Annotated in this window: 23 protein-coding genes and 3 pseudogenes; 21 read left to right on the top strand and 5 right to left on the bottom strand. The window is 46.1% G+C overall.

Annotated elements, in window-relative coordinates; translation table 11 throughout:
• Positions 1 to 175: 175 nt before the first annotated feature.
• Positions 176 to 871 (top strand): carboxypeptidase-like regulatory domain-containing protein, encoded by a 696-nt coding sequence (locus tag F6K46_RS30940; RefSeq protein WP_293064924.1) that lies wholly within the window; start codon positions 176 to 178, stop codon positions 869 to 871.
• Positions 872 to 957: 86 nt separating this feature from the next.
• Here the strand turns inward: F6K46_RS30940 and F6K46_RS30935 are convergent.
• Positions 958 to 2,021 (bottom strand): annotated as a pseudogene (locus F6K46_RS30935) (IS630 family transposase).
• A gap of 205 nt (positions 2,022 to 2,226) precedes the next feature.
• Here F6K46_RS30935 and F6K46_RS30930 point away from each other — a divergent pair.
• The 13 genes and pseudogenes from F6K46_RS30930 (at position 2,227) to F6K46_RS30875 (ending at position 11,389) form a co-directional block, all read left to right on the top strand.
• Positions 2,227 to 3,468: a phage tail sheath subtilisin-like domain-containing protein gene (locus F6K46_RS30930; protein ID WP_075902273.1), complete on the top strand. Its 1,242-nt coding sequence runs from the start codon at positions 2,227 to 2,229 to the stop codon at positions 3,466 to 3,468.
• A gap of 49 nt (positions 3,469 to 3,517) precedes the next feature.
• Positions 3,518 to 4,675 (top strand): phage tail sheath subtilisin-like domain-containing protein, encoded by a 1,158-nt coding sequence (locus F6K46_RS30925; protein ID WP_293064927.1) that lies wholly within the window; start codon positions 3,518 to 3,520, stop codon positions 4,673 to 4,675.
• Positions 4,676 to 4,709: 34 nt separating this feature from the next.
• On the top strand, positions 4,710 to 5,168 hold the full coding sequence (locus F6K46_RS30920; protein ID WP_070394510.1) for a phage tail protein: 459 nt from the start codon (positions 4,710 to 4,712) through the stop codon (positions 5,166 to 5,168).
• Between the two features lie 57 nt (positions 5,169 to 5,225).
• Positions 5,226 to 5,351, top strand: coding sequence for a hypothetical protein (locus F6K46_RS30915; protein WP_269087052.1), 126 nt, complete (start codon positions 5,226 to 5,228; stop codon positions 5,349 to 5,351).
• The gene (locus tag F6K46_RS30910) at positions 5,348 to 5,710 is read left to right on the top strand and encodes a hypothetical protein (protein ID WP_044493148.1); all 363 of its coding nucleotides are present in this window, start codon (positions 5,348 to 5,350) and stop codon (positions 5,708 to 5,710) included. Before F6K46_RS30915 ends, F6K46_RS30910 begins: the two co-directional genes overlap by 4 nt.
• A gap of 14 nt (positions 5,711 to 5,724) precedes the next feature.
• Positions 5,725 to 5,880, top strand: a pseudogene (locus F6K46_RS40380) (DUF6760 family protein); the annotation flags it as partial.
• A 34-nt stretch (positions 5,881 to 5,914) separates the two neighbouring features.
• Positions 5,915 to 6,463: a phage tail protein gene (locus F6K46_RS30905; protein ID WP_293117692.1), complete on the top strand. Its 549-nt coding sequence runs from the start codon at positions 5,915 to 5,917 to the stop codon at positions 6,461 to 6,463.
• Positions 6,463 to 7,746, top strand: a complete 1,284-nt coding sequence (locus F6K46_RS30900) for a hypothetical protein (RefSeq protein WP_293064937.1) — start codon at positions 6,463 to 6,465, stop codon at positions 7,744 to 7,746. Before F6K46_RS30905 ends, F6K46_RS30900 begins: the two co-directional genes overlap by 1 nt.
• A 59-nt stretch (positions 7,747 to 7,805) precedes the next feature.
• Positions 7,806 to 9,001: pseudogene (locus F6K46_RS30895) on the top strand (IS4 family transposase).
• 5 nt (positions 9,002 to 9,006) lie between these two features.
• On the top strand, positions 9,007 to 9,210 hold the full coding sequence (locus F6K46_RS30890; protein WP_293064940.1) for a hypothetical protein: 204 nt from the start codon (positions 9,007 to 9,009) through the stop codon (positions 9,208 to 9,210).
• Positions 9,201 to 10,052, top strand: a complete 852-nt coding sequence (locus F6K46_RS30885; protein ID WP_293031402.1) for a LysM peptidoglycan-binding domain-containing protein — start codon at positions 9,201 to 9,203, stop codon at positions 10,050 to 10,052. The genes F6K46_RS30890 and F6K46_RS30885 overlap by 10 nt, the downstream gene beginning before the upstream one ends.
• 134 nt (positions 10,053 to 10,186) lie before the next feature.
• Positions 10,187 to 10,309, top strand: a complete 123-nt coding sequence (locus F6K46_RS30880) for a hypothetical protein (RefSeq protein WP_293064943.1) — start codon at positions 10,187 to 10,189, stop codon at positions 10,307 to 10,309.
• Between the two features lie 6 nt (positions 10,310 to 10,315).
• Positions 10,316 to 11,389, top strand: a complete 1,074-nt coding sequence (locus F6K46_RS30875) for a contractile injection system protein, VgrG/Pvc8 family (protein ID WP_293064946.1) — start codon at positions 10,316 to 10,318, stop codon at positions 11,387 to 11,389.
• A gap of 28 nt (positions 11,390 to 11,417) precedes the next feature.
• Here F6K46_RS30875 and F6K46_RS30870 read toward each other — a convergent pair whose 3' ends face one another.
• Genes F6K46_RS30870 through F6K46_RS30860 form a run of 3 tightly spaced genes read right to left on the bottom strand, consistent with a single transcriptional unit; the run spans position 11,418 to position 12,201 of the window.
• Positions 11,418 to 11,651 (bottom strand): transposase, encoded by a 234-nt coding sequence (locus F6K46_RS30870; protein WP_293064949.1) that lies wholly within the window; start codon positions 11,649 to 11,651, stop codon positions 11,418 to 11,420.
• Entirely contained in the window at positions 11,638 to 11,961 is a 324-nt protein-coding gene (locus F6K46_RS30865; protein ID WP_229415333.1) for a hypothetical protein, read from the bottom strand. Before F6K46_RS30865 ends, F6K46_RS30870 begins: the two co-directional genes overlap by 14 nt.
• A 60-nt stretch (positions 11,962 to 12,021) precedes the next feature.
• A complete protein-coding gene (locus tag F6K46_RS30860; protein ID WP_366664731.1) occupies positions 12,022 to 12,201 on the bottom strand; it encodes a transposase in 180 nt (59 codons plus the stop codon).
• Between the two features lie 341 nt (positions 12,202 to 12,542).
• On the opposite strand from F6K46_RS30860, the gene F6K46_RS30855 reads away from it, so the two are divergent.
• Positions 12,543 to 12,671, top strand: a complete 129-nt coding sequence (locus F6K46_RS30855) for a hypothetical protein (RefSeq protein ID WP_293064956.1) — start codon at positions 12,543 to 12,545, stop codon at positions 12,669 to 12,671.
• Between the two features lie 244 nt (positions 12,672 to 12,915).
• Positions 12,916 to 13,755 carry a phage baseplate assembly protein V gene (locus F6K46_RS30850; protein WP_293064959.1) on the top strand — a complete coding sequence of 280 codons (840 nt, stop codon included), beginning with the start codon at positions 12,916 to 12,918 and terminating at the stop codon, positions 13,753 to 13,755.
• Between the two features lie 100 nt (positions 13,756 to 13,855).
• Here F6K46_RS30850 and F6K46_RS30845 read toward each other — a convergent pair whose 3' ends face one another.
• A complete protein-coding gene (locus F6K46_RS30845; RefSeq protein ID WP_293064962.1) occupies positions 13,856 to 13,978 on the bottom strand; it encodes a hypothetical protein in 123 nt (40 codons plus the stop codon).
• A 67-nt stretch (positions 13,979 to 14,045) separates the two neighbouring features.
• On the opposite strand from F6K46_RS30845, the gene F6K46_RS30840 reads away from it, so the two are divergent.
• The 5 genes from F6K46_RS30840 (at position 14,046) to F6K46_RS30820 (ending at position 19,277) form a co-directional block, all read left to right on the top strand.
• Complete coding sequence (locus F6K46_RS30840) at positions 14,046 to 14,471, top strand: PAAR domain-containing protein (RefSeq protein WP_075895766.1); 426 nt, start codon at positions 14,046 to 14,048, stop codon at positions 14,469 to 14,471.
• Positions 14,472 to 14,486: 15 nt separating this feature from the next.
• Entirely contained in the window at positions 14,487 to 14,876 is a 390-nt protein-coding gene (locus tag F6K46_RS30835; protein ID WP_293064966.1) for a GPW/gp25 family protein, read from the top strand.
• Positions 14,877 to 14,884: 8 nt separating this feature from the next.
• Positions 14,885 to 15,391 carry a hypothetical protein gene (locus tag F6K46_RS30830; protein ID WP_293064968.1) on the top strand — a complete coding sequence of 169 codons (507 nt, stop codon included), beginning with the start codon at positions 14,885 to 14,887 and terminating at the stop codon, positions 15,389 to 15,391.
• A 72-nt stretch (positions 15,392 to 15,463) separates the two neighbouring features.
• On the top strand, positions 15,464 to 15,637 hold the full coding sequence (locus tag F6K46_RS30825; protein WP_293064970.1) for a hypothetical protein: 174 nt from the start codon (positions 15,464 to 15,466) through the stop codon (positions 15,635 to 15,637).
• Entirely contained in the window at positions 15,618 to 19,277 is a 3,660-nt protein-coding gene (locus F6K46_RS30820) for a putative baseplate assembly protein (protein ID WP_293064972.1), read from the top strand. Before F6K46_RS30825 ends, F6K46_RS30820 begins: the two co-directional genes overlap by 20 nt.
• Positions 19,278 to 19,436: the final 159 nt, after the last annotated feature.

Here is a 19,436-nt window from a genome sequence, read left to right as displayed (position 1 = left end):
TTGGGCGTGGGCAAGAATTGAAACCAAAGTTCAAGCTATCTATTGTTTCTATTGTTTGCACGCCCTTTTCTCTCATCTGTGCCTACTGCTTGGCAAGTGGTTCATTTGTACTAGTGCAAGAGGTGAGATTAGCTATTAGCCATAACCAAGATAGTTGACTAAGGGAGTATTGCTCGTGTCAAATAAGATTAGGTTGGAAGCAATCCGCCATCAGGTTGCGATCGCTGGGCAGGTTAAAGATGCCCAAACTCAGCAGGTGATTCCGGGAGCAGTGGTCGAAATTGCCGATATGCCCGAAAGCTTGAAAAGCAAGTTAGATCTGCTAGCTGGCCTGTATGGAGATGACTGGGAAAAGAGGGTCGAGCGACCTGACCGCACTCGTACGAGAGTTGACGGCTATTTCTACTTCCAGGATCTCCCTGATGGGTCATATACCTTGACGGCTTCCTTGCTAGGTACGGGTACTCGCTATAGTGCTGACCCAACCATCAAAACGATACCGCCTGGTTCTGATCACGAATCCGATGAGACCGAGGTTCAGGTGTCATCAGATCCAGATGGTGCGATCGCGATACCTACTATTAATTTCTATTTCCAACCAACTGCTCTCAAGGGTAACGTCACCAACTCAGACGACGGTGAAGCTGTCGTTATGGCCAAAGTTGAGATTGAGGGGAGTGGTGAGTATACCTTTACTGACAACGATGGGAACTATCTCCTGAGTAGTCTCGAAGCATCTACGGATAAATCAAGTGCTCGTCCAGTTAAGGTTAAAGTTGTTGCCCAAGGCTACCAGAAAGAAACGTCTCAACTTGTAGACTTGAACCAAGGGCAAGTGACCACTCACAATTTGGTAGTGGTAAAGGTGTAGTGGTTTGGAAAAGGTTTTGTTAAGGTTTCGGTGGCTAAAATCACTACTTAGTAGTCCCAGGGAAAAAAAGAGATGTTTGTAAAGGATTATTTCATGCCTCGCAGGTTGACATATTCAACCTTATGTCCATTGCGCTCTCCTCGAGCCTCAAGTCCTACACTCACCTGGTAAGCTAATTCCGACTCCGATTCAAACATCTGAGCTACCAATTGATCCCGCTTAAGATGCTCCCACTCCAACTCAATGGGGTTCATCTCGGAACAGTAAGGTGGCAAAAAGAACAAGTAAAGTCCCATCCCTTGCCATTGGGGAAGTTTCTGCTTTACAGCTTTACTTGTATGAATCGAGCCGTTATCGAGGGTGATAACACGGATTCGACCCGTACGTTGGTAAATTGCACCAGCCACTTGGGCTTGTTGCTCCATCAGTTTGATGAAGTCTTCACTTTTCCAACTCCCCAACACCAAACTGCATATAAATTTCACCAACGGTTGCCACAAACCCAACACACTTAATCGTTTGCCTCGTTTTTTCGTCTGTTCTTGCCGCTTCTGCTCTCCTTTAAAGTAATAGCTATAGCTGACGGCACTCCACAAACAGCATCCCGATTCGTCGAGGTAAAGCAAGTCAATCTCATCGGCAGCAGCCGCTAGTTCAAGCATTTCCAGGTCGTTTTTCTTAGCCAGCCGCTGATGTGGATCTTGCCGTTTTTGATGACTCACTCGCATCCGTTTCCAAATCACCCCCTTTTTTTGAGGATCTGACGTAGATACTCGGGACTAAGGTCAACTTGCCGTTCCCGACAGAGTTTTTCGGCAAGTTGTACGCTGTTGTAGCTTCTCGGGTCAATTCTTAGACAGTCTTCGAGGTATTCGATATCCGCTTCGCTCCATCTTCTTTGTCGTCCTCGTCCTGATGCCTCCCATAGTCCTCCCAATCCTTTTGTTTTCCATGCGTTTAGTGTCTTTCTAATCGTTTTAGCTGTTGAGTGCAGGTGAGTGGCGATCTGTTCAACATACCAGCCTTGATGACTTAAACGAACCGCTTCTGCTCGATCTTTGACTCGTTGACTGACGGTGGTGGCTCTCCTCAACTCCCAGAGCGTTCTTTCTTCTTCTTGGGTGAGAAACACTCTCAGTCTGGCTCCCATACCTCTGACTCCTTTCTTAGGCAACGCTTTATAATTTGTAATATACCTCCTTTTTTCTTGCACGACCTACTTTGTATCCCACTAAGTACAATTTTTATTTCATCAGAGTACATGGAGTAAGAAGTATTTGGGGACTTCAATAGAAGAGTTAGAAAACTTTGCTCACATCCAGCCTTTGATTTGATTTATTCAAGGAGTAGAGAAAATGCCAACCTATTTATCGCCCGGTGTATACGTGGAGGAAGTTTCCTCCGGTTCTGCCCCAATTGTGGGAGTGGGAACCAGCACAGCAGGTTTTATCGGTGTGGTACCGGACTCGATAGACGTTCCAGAACCAAACCCTGCCTATGACCCAAGCCAAGACATAGATCCAACCACTAATCCAGCTCATATCACAACCTCTTTTACTCCTGCTAACGTCGGTGAAGTCAAGCTATGTACTAACTTTGGTGAGTTCAAGAAGTTCTTTGGAGACTTCTCAACCGATCCACATCAGCGTCAGCTAGCTCACGCGGTCTATGGATTCTTTAACAACGGTGGTACTCGCTGCTACGTGGTGCGGGCAGCAGCAGAGAGTGAGATTACCGCTGACTTCCTAGAAAATACATTTGAGCCTATTGACGAAATTGCTATCGTTGCTGCCCCTGGCATTACCGACAGCAGTGTTCTCGATGCCATCATCACTCACTGTCAACAGAAGACCCAGGATCGCTTCGCAATCTTGGATAGTCAGGAAAATTTGGATGGTACTTGGAAGACCATGGAACCAGGGGATGGCAATGTACCTAGCAATTCTGATTATGCTGCTTTTTACTTCCCCTGGATTCAAGTCTTTGATCCAGCCACGAAAACACTGAACCCCAAAGGGGATGGTGGAATCTATGTGCCGCCCAGTGGTCATGTCGCCGGTCTCTATGCCCGCGTCGATACACAACGAGGAGTCCACAAAGCCCCAGCGAATGAAACAATATTAGGAGCATTGGGTCTCAAGTACAACATCAGCAAAGCCCAGCAGGATGGACTCAACCCCCAAGGCATCAATTGCATCCGTAATCTCAATGGCAATATTCGAGTCTGGGGAGCACGCACCATCGGTGGTGATGCCAATGGAGAATTTAAGTACATCAACGTCCGCCGCCTGTTCAATTATCTGCGGGAATCGATTGACGAAGGTACTCAGTGGATGGTATTTGAACCCAATAATCCTGAACTTTGGGCGCAGATTACCCGTAATATTAACGCCTTCCTAACCAATGTCTGGAGTACAGGGGCTTTATTTGGGAATACACCAGAGGAAGCCTTTTACGTGAAGTGTGATGAAGAGACCAATCCCCCAGAAGTCAGAGATTTAGGTCAGGTGGTGACAGAAATTGGTGTAGCAGTGACCAAGCCAGCGGAATTTGTGATCTTCCGCCTTAGCCAGTGGGCAGGGTCTAGTGGTAGCTAGGTCAGTAGGGAGTAGGGAGTAGGAAGTAGAGACAAAGGAAGATGAAACTATGGTAACTTCCCAGCAACTGACACCAGGTGTCTACCGAGAGGAGATATTCCCTAAACCAGCCCCTGGACTGTTCACAGGTGTACCTGTATTCCTGGGGTTTGCCGAGACTGGACCAATTAACTCCCCGCAGTCACTTACCCTCTGGTCTCAATTCACAGAAACCTTTGGTCAGCCTCTAGCTGACGGTTACCTAGCTTATGCTGTGCGTGGGTTCTTTGAGAATGGTGGCAGCTTGTGCTTGGTTGTGCGGCTAGAAGACACAGTTTCTATCACAGAAGCACTGGGAGGACCAGGAGATGATAGTGGGGGACTAGGAGCGATCGCATCCTTGAATGAAATCGACTTGGTCTGTGTGCCAGATCTAATGCGAGGAAACCCTGACCAGGATGACCTGTTGAGGATGCAGAATGTCATTTTAGAACACTGTGATCTGCTTGGCGATCGCTTTGCCATCTTAGACTCGCTCCCTCCAGTTGCAGTACAAGTGACTCAGTCTCTAGAGAGGGTAAAAGAGCAAAGGTCGAAACTGCGAGGCAAAAACGGTGCTTTGTATTATCCCTGGATTAAAGCTGAAAACGGTCCTGACTGGATGCCCCCCTGTGGTCACATTGCTGGAGTTTACGCCCGTAGCGACCAACAATTTGGGGTTCACAAAGCACCAGCCAACGAAACTATCGAAGGAATAGTGGATCTAAAGTTCAATTTGACCAATCGCGAGCAGGACATTCTCAATCCCCTTGGGGTTAATTGCCTGCGTGCCTTTCCCGGACGAGGTATTCGAGTTTGGGGAGCACGTACCCTCAGCGATGAAGCTAATTGGATCTATGTCAACGTAAAACGGCTATTTCTGACAGTGGGCAGATGGCTGGAACTGAACCTGGCAAATCTGGCCTTTGAGCCAAACGAGCTGAAGTTATGGGTACGGATTGAGCGAGAGTTGACCGCCTATTTTGAAGACTTACTGCAGCAAGGTGCCCTTAAAGGACCAACAGAACAAACAGCTTTCTACATTAAATGTGATGCTGAAACTAACCCACCCGAAGTAAGGGAAGCAGGAATGGTAGTCACAGAAATTGGTTTAGCACCTGCTATTCCCAGTGAGTTTATTACTGTGCGTATTATTCTCGGTGCTAGTGGTGTCAAAGTAGCAACATAAGTCTGCGTTAGCAAATATCAGGAGGTTTTTGACGATGGTATTTTCTCGAAAAGATCCATACAGAGGTTACAACTTTAAAGTAGAAATCGATGGTATCACCCGCGCCGGTTTTAGAAGCTGCTCAGGGATAGAAACCAGTCAGGAAATTAGCACCTATCGAGAGGGTACCGATAAAATGCTGAATATGCGGCAAATCCCTGGTATGCTCACCCTCTCCCAAGTCACTCTCAGTCGTGGCATTACTGATGACAGGGAATTATGGGACTGGCGAACCAAGGTAGCAACCGCCAAAGACCCCTCCGAGTATCGTAAAAATATGTCTATCGTCCTCTGGGATGATGCAGGAAATGAAAGAGTACGCTGGAACCTGATCAACTGTTGGCCAGTTAAGTGGACAGGACCAAGCCTTGATGCTACTTCCAATGAATTAGCCATTGAAACCCTCGAAATTGTCCACGAAGGGGTTACCGTAGAAAACGGTAAATGGCAGTAGGGAATAGGGTGTAGGGAGTAGGGAGTAGGGTGTAGGGTGTAGGGTGTAGGGTGTAGGGTGCGCGCCCCATCTCCCCATCTCCCCATTTCCCCATCTCCCCATCCTCCCATCTCCCCACCCTCCCGATTCCCGATTCCCGATTCCCGATTCCCGATTCTAAATTCTAAATTCCCCACAAGATGATGCAGACAGAGTTTCCTTTTACCCTACCCCAGGGCTACGTAGATTCGGAGGGTAATCTTCATCAAGAAGGCATGATGCGGATGTCCACAGCCTACGATGAGATTATGCCCTTAAAAGACCCTAGGGTTCAGGCTAATCCAGGTTACTTGGTGATTATCCTGCTGTCGCGGGTGATCACTCGTCTGGGCAGCTTAGACTATATCAATCCCGTAATGATTGAGGGTCTATTCTCTGCTGACTTAGCCTATCTCCAAGACCTCTATCAACGGATTAACCAAAACGGTCACAGCCGCCTTTTGGTTTCTTGTCCTCACTGTCAAGGAGAGTTTGAAGTGGAGACTGCTACTTTGGGGGAGTAACTTGCTACCCCTCCGAGAGGCTGTTAGAGGAGGTAGCCTATATTGCTTATCACTTGCACTGGTCCTACGACCAGATTATGAGTCTGGATCATCAAGAAAGACAGCGCTGGGTGGCACAAGTGGCAAGTATAAATGAAAAGCTTAATGAGCAAATAATTGGGTTACGGTAATTGGGGATAGTTTCATGAATTCCAGGAGTTAATGATGGCAAGTTTATCATCGTTGCCTTTAGGAGCAAACGCAGCTTACGCTGGAGTGACTGGGGCGTTGGGAGCTCGCCTTGACCCCTACCAAGGCTTTAACTTCCTCATTGAAATTGAGGGGTTAGTGACCGGTGGGTTTATCGAAGTCAGGGGTCTAGAAAGTGAGATTGAAGTAGAGGAGCGTCCCGAGGGAGGTCAGAATCGCTATGTTCATCAGCTACTAGGTCGAACCAAATATCCGAATTTGACCCTCAAACATGGTCTAACAGGTATTGACAGTTTGTGGACTTGGTATCAGGCCACTAGCAAGGGTGTAATTCGGCGCAAGAACGGCACAATTATGCTGCTCGACCGCCAACAGATACCAGCCATGTATTGGAATTTCAAGCAGGCTTTGCCAGTAAAGTGGACTGGTCCAGAGTTTAATGCCAGCAGCAATGAGATTGCTTTCGAGACCATTGAGTTAATTCACAAGGGGATTAGCAAACCAGTTCTCAGTCAAGCACTATCTGGAGGACGAGCGATTGCTGGACTAGCGGGAGCATTGTGATGGCATCTCAACCTCAGGTCACTAACAATCAGACTTGGTCAGACAGTCTCAACCCACAACTGACGAGGCGACTCCTGCGCCCGGTCGTCAGCCCTGGTGTGATTGGTACTCAAGTAGCAGGGTCAATTATCTCCCGGGTCCAAGGGATGACCAACCAACTGCCCTTAATGGCTAAGTTGATTCAACGCCAGCAGCGGTTAGAGGGTCAATCAGCAGCAGCAGTTCCAATCGTCTATGCTCAGCCAATCCGGCCAGCAGCAGAACAGGTAAAGACGGGACATGTTACCTCTCCAATTACCTCTGCCAATGTGGCCTCTGGAACTAAAGGAACAGGAGAAGAACTACCTTTGATATCAACTATATTTCAGGTCGATAAAGACACCTCAGTACAAAAAAGTACAGGGTCAAATTACCAGGAATCTAGAGAAAACCCTAAACAGCAAAGTTCAAGTTCAATCCCCTCTGAAACGGGCAAATCGGGGACAAAACCATTGATTGTCCAGGCAAAATTTGTCAACTCTACTAAGAGGAATTCCCAGAGAGCAGATTCTGATCACAAACCCCTAGTTTCTGGTCTTGAATCGTCTAGGGAAACTAGACTATCCTCTGATTTATCCTGGCCAGTTGTGCAAGCCAAACCCATAGACTTCTTGCAGAAGTCGGGAACAGGGAACAGGGAACAGGGAACAGTGGACAAGAATTTAGACAAACACTATCAGAAAACTATTTTACAGTCTAAGCGATCGCTAGGCAGTTCCGGAAACCTGACCCAGTCGCCAGTGATTAAACGCTCCCCAAAGCGATCGCTAATTAAAGAGATAGTTAAGAGCCCATCCCAGGGAAACCAGCCACTGATTCAACGCACTCCGGAGCGACCAGTGATCAAGGAGATAGTTAAGAGCCCGTCCCAGGGAAATCAGCCACTGATTCAACGCACCCCGGAGCGACCAGTGGTCAAGGAGATAGTCAAGAGCCCATCCCAGGGAAACCAGCCAGTGATTCAACGCACCCCAGAGCGACCAGTGGTTAGAGGAATTTCTGGAAAAAATGGGTATCAATTATCTGCTCCCCTGATTTTTTCTGCCTCTGGGGTCAATAGAACGTCAGTTTCTGGCAACGGACTAGGAGTTAGTCGTTCGCCATCTATTGCTGATAATGTCTCTCATAATGGCTCTGGAGTTATCCAAAGAATGCCATCTGTCAAGGGTTTATCCGTATCAACACCTGTATCAACTCTGGGGGGGCGACAAGCGCCCCAAAACCCATGTGGGGTAATAATTTGACCAAATTATGGTAAAAAAAGATAGGTCAGTAATTTTCAATAAGACCAATAAAGCTGAAAATGATACCTCTATTGTACCAAATACACTTAGAAAATCAACTAGTACGTTCTGAATACTTGCTTTGTTATCTGTTAATTAATCTTTGACAAAATATCAAAGAAGTTAGCCTAGAAAAATTAGCAACCGCTTTACCTATACCAATTTTATTTGAGAGTAGACGAAAAAAAATACAAAGATTTCTCTCCTTGCCAATACTTAACATTGAGCAACTGTGGTTCCCCATTATCACTAGTTGGTTAAGTCAAAATTTTTCTGGTCAAGACGTTTTATATTTAGTGATTGATAGAACCAGTTGGGCACGAATAAATTTAATAATGATTAGCCTCGTTTATGACAAAAGAGCTATCCCTATATATTGGCAATTGTTACCTAAGTTAGGCTCAAGTAACTTGACGGAACAAATTGAAATATTCGAGAAAGTTTTACCCTGTCTTGATGCAGTCGCTCATGGGGGGAACCCCCAAGACCGCGCTGCATCGCTTATTTGAAAATTATCAACCTGTGGTATTGGGAGATAGAGAATTTTGTTCTGTCAAGTTAGCCGACTGGCTAAGAAAGAAGTCTGTACAGTTTTGTTTAAGATTAAGAAAATCTGAATTTGTGGAAATAGAAAAAAAAGTTTGGACAGACTTAAAAAATTTCGGATTAAAACCAGGCTTTTCTTTATTTATCCAGGGTGTAAAAGTTACGAAAACTTATAAAATTGGTGGTTTTAATATAGCGTGTAAATGGAAACGAAAGTTCCACGGTTGGTCTCCAGAAGAGGGCTGGTTTATTTTAACAAACTTAACTCGTCTTGAAGATGCTATCCTCACTTATAAAAAACGTTTTAATATAGAAGAAATGTTTAGAGATTTTAAAAGTGGTGGCTACAACGCGCGAGGATACTAATCTTTCTGGATATCGGTTAATCTCTTTAATTTTAATTGTAGCAATCGCCTATAGTTGGGCGACTTTTAAAGGGCAAGATATCAAAAATAAAGGTGTACAAAAATATGTTGGTCGAGTTAAAGAGTCTGGACGTATAGAAAGGAGACACAGCAGCTTTTATATCGGCTTATATGGCCAAAATTGGGTGAGTTTTATGGAGTCGTGTTGGGATTTAGTTAAGGAATTAATGAGGTTAAATCGCAATAAACTGGAGTATTATTTACGAGGGCTAAGAGCTCAAACGCTTATTCTGGCTACATTTTAGCTTTCATGTCACCCCGTCAGGTATCAACTACTAGCTTACAGGCAAATACCGTGATTCAGAAAGCATCAGAAAATACCACAAGCGCTACCACAAGTAGTCAGTCTTTCGAGGAGATTGATGTGGATGAACTAGTAGACAAAGTACACCATAAACTGATGCAGCATCTGACCATAGAAAGTGAACGGAGGGGATTAAGCCAATGGCATTAACAGGGTTTAAGAATCTAGCCCAAAAAACACTAAACCAAACCAAAGGATTAACAAGTAGCCTCTTTGGGGCAGAGTTAGATAAATTAACCATCCTCAAGGAGCAGCCAGGAAAAAGATGGCAGATGGTTTTTCCAGAAAACAAACCAATGCCTCTATTCAATCCTAATGAAATTCAAATTACCAAGACAACCCAATGGCGTCATGAAACTCTCAAAAACCGCGATCGCGGTGATACTAAATTTATTGGTGGGGATCCAGCAACCCTGACTCTCGACCTGTTTTTTGACACCTACGAGGGACTACCTGAAAGTATATCCGGGGGCGGCAGTTCTCCCCTCAAACGAGTTGCATCGGGAGCGGCAACAGCGGCGTCATCGTTAACTGGTGTGTATGGATTATCAGCACCCAATGCTGTAGATGTTCGAGAGTATACGAATAAGATTTTTGAGTTGACTCTGATTGACTCTGATTTAAAACGTCCCCCTGTATGTGAACTCTGGTGGGGGGCATTTAACCTGATTTTTAAGGGGTATCTTGGACAACTAACCCAGCGCTTTACTATGTTTACCCCTAATGGGATGCCAGTCAGGGCCGCTCTCAACTGTACTTTCCACCAGTTCATCCCTGAAGAAGATGAGGAGCGGGAAAAGCCCAGTTCTCTGGCACGGGATGACGACCCAATTCACGTTGTGCGACGTGGAGAAACCCTGAGCAGCATCGCTGGTCAAGAATATAATGACCCCAGCTTCTGGCGAGAGATTGCCAAGGCTAATGGGATTACTAATCCCCGTCACCTGACACCAGGTCAAGTTCTGACCATCCCAGTACTTAATCTCACCTAAAATAGACCTCTTGCAAAAGTATTTTTCTGATAGTGTTTAGGTCAATTCTTGTCCACTGTTCCCAGATCCCCTGTTCCCGACAACTGCCACGAAGTCTCTAGCTGTTTCTAACCTAATCAGGTACACAGGATTTTTTGCCTCTTGCCTCTTGCCTCTTGCCTCTTGCCTCTTGCCTCTTGCCTCTTGCCTCTTGCCTCTTACCTATTCCCTATTCCCTGTTCCCTGTTCCCTGTTCCCGACTTCTGCAAGAAGTCTAATTAACCATGCTCTCGACACCTCCTCAAACTAGTACCAATAGCATCGCTACCTCAGTCCCTGGCTTCAGAATTCTGATCAGGGGACAACAGTTGCGGTCTGATGTGATGGCAGTAATTGTGGATGAAAACGTTAGTACTCCCACTATGTTTACCATCAAGCTTGCCAACTGGGACCAAGAAAAGCAGGAGTGGATTGATCCGCAACTGTTTAAGCTAGGCAATGAGGTAACGATTTTTATGGGCTACGGGGGTAGTGGAGGGAAACTGCAAAAACTGATGATGGGTCAGATTACCGGTCTGGAACCAGAATTTGCCCATGGGGAAATACCTCTGTTGACAGTGCGCGGCTACGACTACAGTCATCGATTGCTTCGGGGTTACAACACTCGCTCGTTTACTAAAAAGAAAGACAGCGATATTGCTAGAGATATTGCCAAAAAAGCCGGTCTAAAGTATGGGGGAGTAACGACAAAGCTGGTTTTGGACTATGTACTACAGCATAACCAAACAGACATGGAATTTCTTCAGACCCGTGCTCAACGACTCGGTTATGAGGTAGTGGTTCAAGATAAAACACTATATTTCCGGCCCCATCAGGATAAATCCAAGTCAGTGTTGACCCTAGTTCAACGAAAGGATCTGCTCAGTTTTTCTTCCCGACTGACCAGCTTGACCCAGGTGGGACAGGTGGAGGTGCGCGGTTGGAACCCGAAGGACAAGAAAGCCTTCATTGGGCGAGCCAGTCCTGGTTTTAGTACTAACAAGAGCGGTGCTAAGGCTGTAGATCCGGCTTTGGGTAGTGGAAAAAAAACCAGCGAACGTTTGTATCGCCCTGTGTTCAGTAGAGAGGAAGCTGAGCAAATCGCTCAGGGGGGATTTAATAACATGGCTCTAGAATACATCAGTGGGGAGGGCTTGTGTGTCGGACGCCCTGACTTGCGAGCAGCTACCGTTATTACTATCCAAGGGGTGGGCAAACAGTTTAGTGGTGACTACTATGTGACCTCCACCACCCATACCTATTCCCATAAACGAGGTTATCGCACAGCATTTAAGGTGAGGAGGAATGGGACGTCGTAATCTTTTATAGAACCCATTTGAAATCTTTTTAAGCAGCAGCTAATCTTTTCAACATCAGTCGAACAAAACAGAGACTTATCTTGGTGTTCGCATGCTCAAGAGTTCTTTCAAAGTTCTTCACCAAACTCTTGCATCTTTCCATCCACGAATTCGTTCTTTCGATTACCCACCGAGCTTTGACTGGGACAAAGCCACTTTTCCCTTCTTTTTCCTTCTGAGCTTTGGATGGTTTCGCCGAAAGTTCAAATCTAATTTTGGTCATAATCTGAGGATAAATTTTCTCGAATTCCTGTGTCAGCTTTTCTGGGTGATATCCGCCGGTCTTGTAAGATGGTAATCTTGGCAATATTGACGGGTTTAGATTTGAAGTAATCAATGTTGTTAGATAACATTTCAATTAATCCCACATCGTCAGACACCGATGCTTTGGTACAGTAACTAAAAAATGGGAAACCCAAGGTATCTACTGCTAGATGTCTTTTGATGCCATTAGTAGCTTTGTAAAAACAAAATCCTTTGGAAGAGATGCTGGCATTGCAGGTGTTTTTCACTGCTTGGGAGTCGATAATCATCAGGGTTGTCCATTGCCCTTTTTTTTTACTTGCTCACGTACTCGACGATGTAGGATGTCCCTAATTTCTTCGATTACTCCTTGCGATCGTCCCTTCAGGACGCGCCAAAGGCGATCGCCACTGTTTGTAGTACCAAAACACTGTGGAATAGGGAGGTAAGTCTCTAGGTAAATCACACCAATTACAACCATTCTTGAGTTGGTACAAGATACCATCTAATATCTGCCTCTTACTCCACAATGGTTGTCTAGTTTGCTTCTTTTTGGGCAACAGAGGCTCGATTATTTCCCATTCAAGATCACGCTCGACTACTTGAGTACGGCATTTTTCACCTATTTTACTCCATTACTGACAGCTAATTTGTCAAGTAAATATTAAAAAGCCTGAAAGGGTTGCTATGATTGTCTTCTGGATATTACATAGTTCAAATGTACTTTTTTGAAGCAAACTTTATCCTACAAGGTTGAGTGCGAGTTTACAAATCAGCTCTGAGATCTCAAATGGGTTCTATAGGGAACAGGGAACAGGGAACAGGGAACAGGGAACAGGGAACAGGGAACAGGGAGTAGGGAGATGGGGAGATGGGGAGATGGGGAGATGGGGAGATGGGGAGATGGGGAGATGGGGAGTTTGGTGTTATTGTTGCTAATCCCGATTCCCGATTCCCGACTCCCGATTCCCGATTCCCGATTCCAAATTCTAAATTCTAAATTCTAAATTCTAAATTCTAAATTCCCTGTTCCCTGTTCCCGATTCCCGATTCCCGATTCCCCACTCCCGATTCCCGATTCCCGATTCCCCACTCCCGATTCCCCACTCCCGATTCTAAATTCTAAATTCTAAATTCTAAATTCCCTGCTCCCTGCTCCCTGCTCCCTGCTCCCTACTCCCTACTCCCTACTCCCTGTTCCCTAAAAATATCTATTAAAAAAGTCGCAAACCGCTATATCAATTATGACAAGCATCGATTTACTAAGTAATTTGCTAGGTCCCCCTGAAATACGAGGTCGTTTCTATGGGGTGACTATGGGAATAGTGACTAACAATGGCGATGAGGAAAACTTAGGGCGAGTCAAGGTCAAGTTTCCTTGGCTCTCAGATAATGATGAAAGTTATTGGGCTAGGGTGTTAACTCCCATGGCTGGTAATGACCGTGGTATTTATTTTTTGCCGGAGGTGAATGATGAGGTGCTGGTAGCTTTTGAACAAGGTGATATTAATTTTCCCTATATCCTAGGAGGGTTATGGAATGGCAAAGATAAACCACCTGAGTCTCCTGAAAAAGACAAAGAATATAGTAAAAAACAGACTATTAATAAGCGTACAATTAAGTCCCGTAGTGGTCATATTATTCGCTTATATGATACTAAGGATGAAGAAAAAGTTGAAGTCATTTCCCATAAGAAACATACTATCCGTTTAGATGATACTAAGGACAAAGGCAAAATTGAAGTAATTGCCCAAAGTGGTCACACTATTCGCTTAGATGATACTAAGGATAAGGAAAAAATTGAAGTAATTGATAAAACTGGCAAAAACAGCATTATTATTAATACTAAGGATAATTCGATTACCATTGAGTCTAAAGAAGGTAAGCTTAAGCTTGGTGGGAAGGGTATCGAAATTATTTCCGAGGAAGATATCAAAATTACTGCCAATAATAACCTGGATATGAAGACAGATAAGTCATTGAAAGTTAATGCTAATGGTAGCAAAATTGAAACTAAGCAGGGGATGCACTTTAAAGCTAGTAAAGACGTGAAAATTACCGGTAATACGGTATCAATTAATTAAGCGATCAGCAATCAGCAATCAGCAATCAGCAATCAGCAATTAGCAATCAGTGATCAGCAATCAGTGATCAGCTATTAGTTATCAGCTATTAGTTATCAGCTTATGGTTTAGCTCCCAGCGTCGTTCGCACAGCGTGGCCATTCGCGTAGCGTGGCCAAAGGCCAAGGCCAAAGCCTGTCCCACAAGGCTGACCGCTGACCACTGACAGCTGACCACTGACCACTGACCACTGACCGCTGACCGCTGACCGCTGAATACTGTTATTTAAGTTTTATGGAGTATGAAAAATCATGGGTAAACCGGCAGCCAGAAAAGGCGATTTAGTTGTGACATCTTGTACGCACAAAGTCCAGGGTCAACCACCTGCTCCTGCGCCGCCAATTGTAGCGCCAATGCCAATTCCTTTCCAAGGAAAATTCGAGCAAAAGTTGAGTAAAAAGGTGAAAATTGGTGGTAAATTGGTGGCTTTAAAGGGCAGCCAGGGTAAAACCCAGGCACACCCACCAATACCGCCACCGGGAACTTCACCGATCAAGTTTGTCAAGGAACCTAACAAAACAGCTGAAATTACTAAGGGTAGTTCCTCTGTGAAAATTGAGGGTAAACCAGTGGCGCGCATTGGTGACCCAGTTAAGACCTGTAGTGAATTACCCCCTCCCCACGGCACAGTAACCCCTGGGCCTGGTAAGCCGACGAAGGTATTTATTGGGGGTTGATAAGGAGATGGAACGATGACTACTGATTTTCTCGGAGTGGGATGGAGTTTCCCCGTAGTACTCGACCAAAATAAACAAATCGAAATGGCGCACTATGAGGATAGTGTCCGCCAGTCGATTTGGATGATTATGAGTACTTCTCCAGGAGAACGGCTGATGCGGCCAGATTTTGGCTGCGGTATTCATGATTTAGTATTTGCCAGCAACAGCGCTGGGACAGCTGGACAATTAACAGTGGAGGTACGCCGAGCCTTGACCCAGTGGGAACCACGCATTGAGGTTCTAGATGTAGGTGTCTACCCCGATGAGACCCAATTTAATCGTCTCATGATAGAAATTAACTACCAAGTGCGCCGTACTAATAATCGCTTTAACTTAGTTTATCCATTCTATTTAGATTATTAATTTGGGATGTGGGATGTGGGGTGTGGGGTGTGGGGTGTGGGGTGTGGGGTGTGGGGTGTAGGGTGTGGGGTGTGGGTGTGGGGTGTGGCACAGAATGCGATGTTCCTTTGGAACCGCTTCGCGAACGCAATCAAATTAATCCGATGGTGGGCAGTGCCAACAAATGCGATGTTCCTTTGGAACCGCTTCGCGAACGCAATCAAATTAATCCGATGGTGGGCAGTGCCACAAAACGCGATGTTCCTTTGGAACCGCTTCGCGAACGCAAACAAATTAATCCCATGGTGGGCAGTGCCACAAAACGCGATGTTCCTTTGGAACCGCTTCGCGATCGCAATCAAATCAATCAGTCTCAAGCACTGCCCACCCTACATCTACATCTAGATCAAGTTGTGATTAATCGGATGGTGGGCAGTGCCACAAAACGCGATGTTCCTTTGGAACCGCTTCGCGATCGCAACCAAATTAATCACTCTGATGCACTCCTACCCACCCTACATCAACTACTCCTCTAGCTTCCCCCTTATTAAGGGGGACGGGAGGGGGATCCCAACGGGGGATTAGTGGATTGATCCAAAACCCACCCAGTGATTAATCGTCTGGTGGGCAGTGCCAACAAATGCGATGGCAACCAAATCAATCAGTCTCAAGCACTGCCCACCCTACATCTACTCCCGATTCCCGATTCCCGATTCCCGATTCCCGATTCCCTACTCCCTACTCCCTACTCCCTAATTTCTTATGCAAGCTCCAAAGATTGATCAACGTAGCTATAAAGACATCGTTGCCTATACGGAGGCGTGTGCTAAGGCGTTCACAGAGTGGCGTCCTTTGGCAGATAACAAGCCGGATGGTGGTCGGTCACTAATTCGTATTTTTGGTCATCTGGCAACGATTGTCGGCGATCGCCTTAATCAAGTCCCGGATAAAAATTTCCTGGCCTTTCTGGATTTGATTGGCACTAGCATTGGACCACCCCAACCAGCGCGAGTACCCTTGACCTTTTATTTGGCAACTGGTAGCACAGAAGCCTTGGTTCCGGCTCAGACGGAGGTGGCAGCACCGCCCACAGAAGGAGAGGAAGAAGAGGTCATTTTCGAGACCGAGCGTGATTTAGTCTTGACCAATGTGCAGCTGCAAGCAGTGTTTGTGCGGGAACCGGAACAAGACCGCTATAGCGATCGCACACAGCAAGGGACGGGTCAAGACGATGCTGCTTTTCTAACCTTTGCAGGGGATCAGCCCATCGAACATTCCCTCTATTTGGCTTGTGACCACCTGCTCACCTTACCTGAATCGAAAACTCTCACCCTAACTATTGACTCTCCTAATGCAGTTGGGTTAGCAGCAGTACCAATCACTTGGTCTTACTGGAATGGGGAGGTCTGGAAACCAATACTAGGAATTATTGAGGGCTTAGAGGTTGAAATTGGGTATGGTGAAGTTATCGTCCAACCGGGAAAGGCGATAGATTACCAAGGTCGAGAGATTAATCTCGCTCAAAAACAGTCTGTTGACCTGAGCAGCAACACCAATCAAACTAGGCTAGTGGTAATTTCCTACAGTGAATCAGAACCAGTCCTGGAACTAATTGCTGAGACCGATACTAGCAAACCAGCTAATACTCATATCCGTTTGGCCCGTCTAGACATTGACGACCAGAACCAAATTAGCAAGTCCTTCCCAAGCTTGACCAACTCAGGTAACAGTCAGTGGCAGGTGTCCATTGAGAATCTGCCAGTCCCCAGTCAGGATAGTATTAATGGTATCAATGCTGCCTGGCTTAAAGCTCAGCTTACCAATACTCCATTACCTCCACCTCAGTCATTGCCTGCGATCAATCACATTAGTGCCAGTGTGGAGATTAATGGCAGTGATATAGCACTAGACTTGTGCTTTTTCGATACCGATGAACTGGATCTGAGCAAAGATTTCTACCCCTTTGGTGAGGAACCTGGTTTCAACGATACCTTTTATCTCGCTAGTCAGGAAGTTTTATCCAAACCTGGAGCCGAAGTTACCGTTAATTTAGTTTTAAGTAGTGATGCTCCACCGGTTAATACCACTGGGGGTGTGGAAGTCCGCTGGGAAGCTTGGAATGGTAGTACTTGGGAGGTAGTTAAACATAATACTTCTGGTCTGTCTGCTGCCAACTTCACTATTGGCGGTGCATTTACTTTCACCCTCCCTGACCAGATGGAACCGCAGCCAGTAAATGGGGAAAGTAATTATTGGCTTCGTGCTCGGATTATCACGGGTAATTATGGTACTGAGGAAGCTACCGCAGAAGAAACCAGTACCACACTCCAGCCATCTCGTGCCGCTAGCACCACACTCACTCAAGCTGTTAGCAGTGGAGCCAATACCCTACAGGTCAGTAGCGCTAGTGGCTTTCAACCTAATGACTCTATTCTGATTGGGGCACAGACAAGTCAACCGGAATATGCGCAAATTAGTAGTATTAGCTCTAATACCCTAACTCTGACCAATACTATCTATTCCGACCATGCCAGTGGAGCAACGGTGGAACTTTTTGAACAAGAGGTCAGCAGTGGTATCAACACCATCAAGGTAGATAGTGTCAGAGGTTTTTTGCCTAGCGATCGCATTCGGATTGATCCAGGTACTAACAAGCAGGAAGACTTGGAGATTGCTAGTATCAATTTCAACGAGAATACCCTCACCCTGACGAGCAACCTCACTCAATCTCATCCAGTGGAAACGAGTGTGGTACTCCTACCAGCCTCAGCTTTAGCTCCACCAGTGGTAAAATCCCTGAAGCTAAGCTATAGCTACAACTCAGGTGATTCCCCTCTGTCAGCTTGCTTGACCTACAATGATTTCACTTATATAGATTGCACCACTCAAGCTAACCAGGATGGCTCGCCCTTTGAGGCTTTTACTCCCACTCAAGACCTGAGACCGACCCTTTACCTAGGCTTTGATGCCCCCTTCGCCAACCGCTCCACCACGATCTATGCCCAGGTAGAACCCCCAGCACCAGAGGAATTGGCCACAAGTCCTACCATAACTCAGCCAGCAGTGATAGCAGCAGAATATTCCAGCCCTGAATATCCCAGCCTTGACCGTTGGGTGCGTTTAGGCGTGGAAGCGGATGAAACCGCTGCCATGAGTCAACCGGGTTTAGTCCGGTTTATTGGACCAACTGACTTGACAAAGCAATCAGAATTTGGTAAGGACTTATATTGGCTGCGAATTCGCTGGCAAGGGGGTGATTTTAGAGTCCCACCCCGACTACGGCGGTTGCTGCTGAATACAACTTGGGCAACCCAGGCAACCACGATTGAGAATGAAATCCTTGGTTCGAGTAATGGGAATCCCGATCAGACCTTCTCCACCCTCCAGTTTCCTGTATTAGAAGGTCAACAACTAGAGGTCCGGGAAGAGGAAGAAACGGATCTACAAGAGGAGGTGTGGGTAGTTTGGCAAGAAGTATCAGATTTCTATGGTTCCGGACCCGAAGACCGTCACTATGTTCTCAATCACCTGACCGGAGAAGTAAGCTTTGGCAACAACCAACAGGGAAGGATACCACCCCTAGGTAGCAACAATATCCGTATGGTTTACTACCGCACAGGTGGTGGTAAACAGGGTAACAAACCAGCTGAGACTATCACCGAACTCAAGACCACAGTGCCTTATGTCGATAGTGTCACTAACCTAGAAGCTGCTAGTGGTGGATCCAATCAGGAGTCTCTAGAGTGGGTTAAGGAGCAAGGGCCCAAAACCTTGCGCCATCGGTACAAAGCTGTAACTGCCGAAGACATTGAAGATTTGGTCTACCAAGCATCTACCGATGTAGCGAGGGCATGGGCAATTACTCCCAAATTTAACCCAAAAGACTTACAGTGGTTGCCAAACTACTACCTCCCGTTGGAGCAATCAGGGACGATCACGGTCAGTTTATGGTCCCAGGGTAATGATCCCCCAACCACCTATCAGCTACAGGTCAAGATTAATGGTCCAGGACAGACCATAGCCTATGAGGAAAAAATCTTTACCTCTGATCAAGCTGGCGATCGCGAACTGAGTTACCCAGTCACACCCAGCCAATTCAGTCTTGGAACCGAATGGTACGTGACTATGGTCAACTTGGGCGATGTTAACGTTAGCGGTGATGTCACCATCGAGTATCCTGATGGTTCTCTGACAGGAAATTTCAACCTACCGCCCAAGACCACAAGTGACCATGCTGACAATAGCCCTTATCTAGACAGAGACGATGTCGGTCAAGTGGAACTGATTATTCTACCGGATTCTTCAGCACGGCAACCTAATCCCAGTCTTGGTTTGCTGGACTTAGTAGAGGAATACATCCTGGCTCGCTGTGCCCCCACCCTAGACCTGCGAGTGACGGGCTTTCAAGGGTATGTTTTTTAGATTTGGGCATTCGCCTAGGTATTACTCAACAGAAATACATTTTGAAACCCAAACCCCAGGAAGGATTTGAGTATTCAATAAAAATCATTAAGTGACGAATTCTGCTTGATGGCTATCCCCTGACGGGGCGATGGCTGAGACACTTGCACCAACTTGAAA

Origin of the sequence: Moorena sp. SIO3E8 (assembly GCF_010692445.1) — a bacterium.
In the GTDB taxonomy this organism is placed as follows: Bacteria; Cyanobacteriota; Cyanobacteriia; order Cyanobacteriales; family Coleofasciculaceae; genus Moorena; species Moorena bouillonii.
The sequence above is the reverse complement of the archived record's forward strand: the minus strand, read 5'-3'. Positions and strand labels throughout refer to the sequence as shown.

What these genes read in the sequence shown, in the direction of transcription:
- F6K46_RS30930 (WP_075902273.1), top strand. Translation starts at nt 2,227, where the DNA reads ATGCCAACCTATTTATCGCCCGGTGTATACGTGGAGGAAGTTTCCTCC.
- F6K46_RS30925 (WP_293064927.1), top strand. Translation starts at nt 3,518, where the DNA reads ATGGTAACTTCCCAGCAACTGACACCAGGTGTCTACCGAGAGGAGATA.
- F6K46_RS30920 (WP_070394510.1), top strand. Translation starts at nt 4,710, where the DNA reads ATGGTATTTTCTCGAAAAGATCCATACAGAGGTTACAACTTTAAAGTA.
- F6K46_RS30910 (WP_044493148.1), top strand. Translation starts at nt 5,348, where the DNA reads ATGATGCAGACAGAGTTTCCTTTTACCCTACCCCAGGGCTACGTAGAT.
- F6K46_RS30905 (WP_293117692.1), top strand. Translation starts at nt 5,915, where the DNA reads ATGGCAAGTTTATCATCGTTGCCTTTAGGAGCAAACGCAGCTTACGCT.
- F6K46_RS30900 (WP_293064937.1), top strand. Translation starts at nt 6,463, where the DNA reads ATGGCATCTCAACCTCAGGTCACTAACAATCAGACTTGGTCAGACAGT.
- F6K46_RS30890 (WP_293064940.1), top strand. Translation starts at nt 9,007, where the DNA reads ATGTCACCCCGTCAGGTATCAACTACTAGCTTACAGGCAAATACCGTG.
- F6K46_RS30885 (WP_293031402.1), top strand. Translation starts at nt 9,201, where the DNA reads ATGGCATTAACAGGGTTTAAGAATCTAGCCCAAAAAACACTAAACCAA.
- F6K46_RS30875 (WP_293064946.1), top strand. Translation starts at nt 10,316, where the DNA reads ATGCTCTCGACACCTCCTCAAACTAGTACCAATAGCATCGCTACCTCA.
- F6K46_RS30870 (WP_293064949.1), bottom strand. Translation starts at nt 11,651, where the DNA reads ATGACCAAAATTAGATTTGAACTTTCGGCGAAACCATCCAAAGCTCAG.
- F6K46_RS30865 (WP_229415333.1), bottom strand. Translation starts at nt 11,961, where the DNA reads ATGATTATCGACTCCCAAGCAGTGAAAAACACCTGCAATGCCAGCATC.
- F6K46_RS30855 (WP_293064956.1), top strand. Translation starts at nt 12,543, where the DNA reads ATGGGGAGATGGGGAGATGGGGAGATGGGGAGATGGGGAGATGGGGAG.
- F6K46_RS30850 (WP_293064959.1), top strand. Translation starts at nt 12,916, where the DNA reads ATGACAAGCATCGATTTACTAAGTAATTTGCTAGGTCCCCCTGAAATA.
- F6K46_RS30840 (WP_075895766.1), top strand. Translation starts at nt 14,046, where the DNA reads ATGGGTAAACCGGCAGCCAGAAAAGGCGATTTAGTTGTGACATCTTGT.
- F6K46_RS30835 (WP_293064966.1), top strand. Translation starts at nt 14,487, where the DNA reads ATGACTACTGATTTTCTCGGAGTGGGATGGAGTTTCCCCGTAGTACTC.
- F6K46_RS30820 (WP_293064972.1), top strand. Translation starts at nt 15,618, where the DNA reads ATGCAAGCTCCAAAGATTGATCAACGTAGCTATAAAGACATCGTTGCC.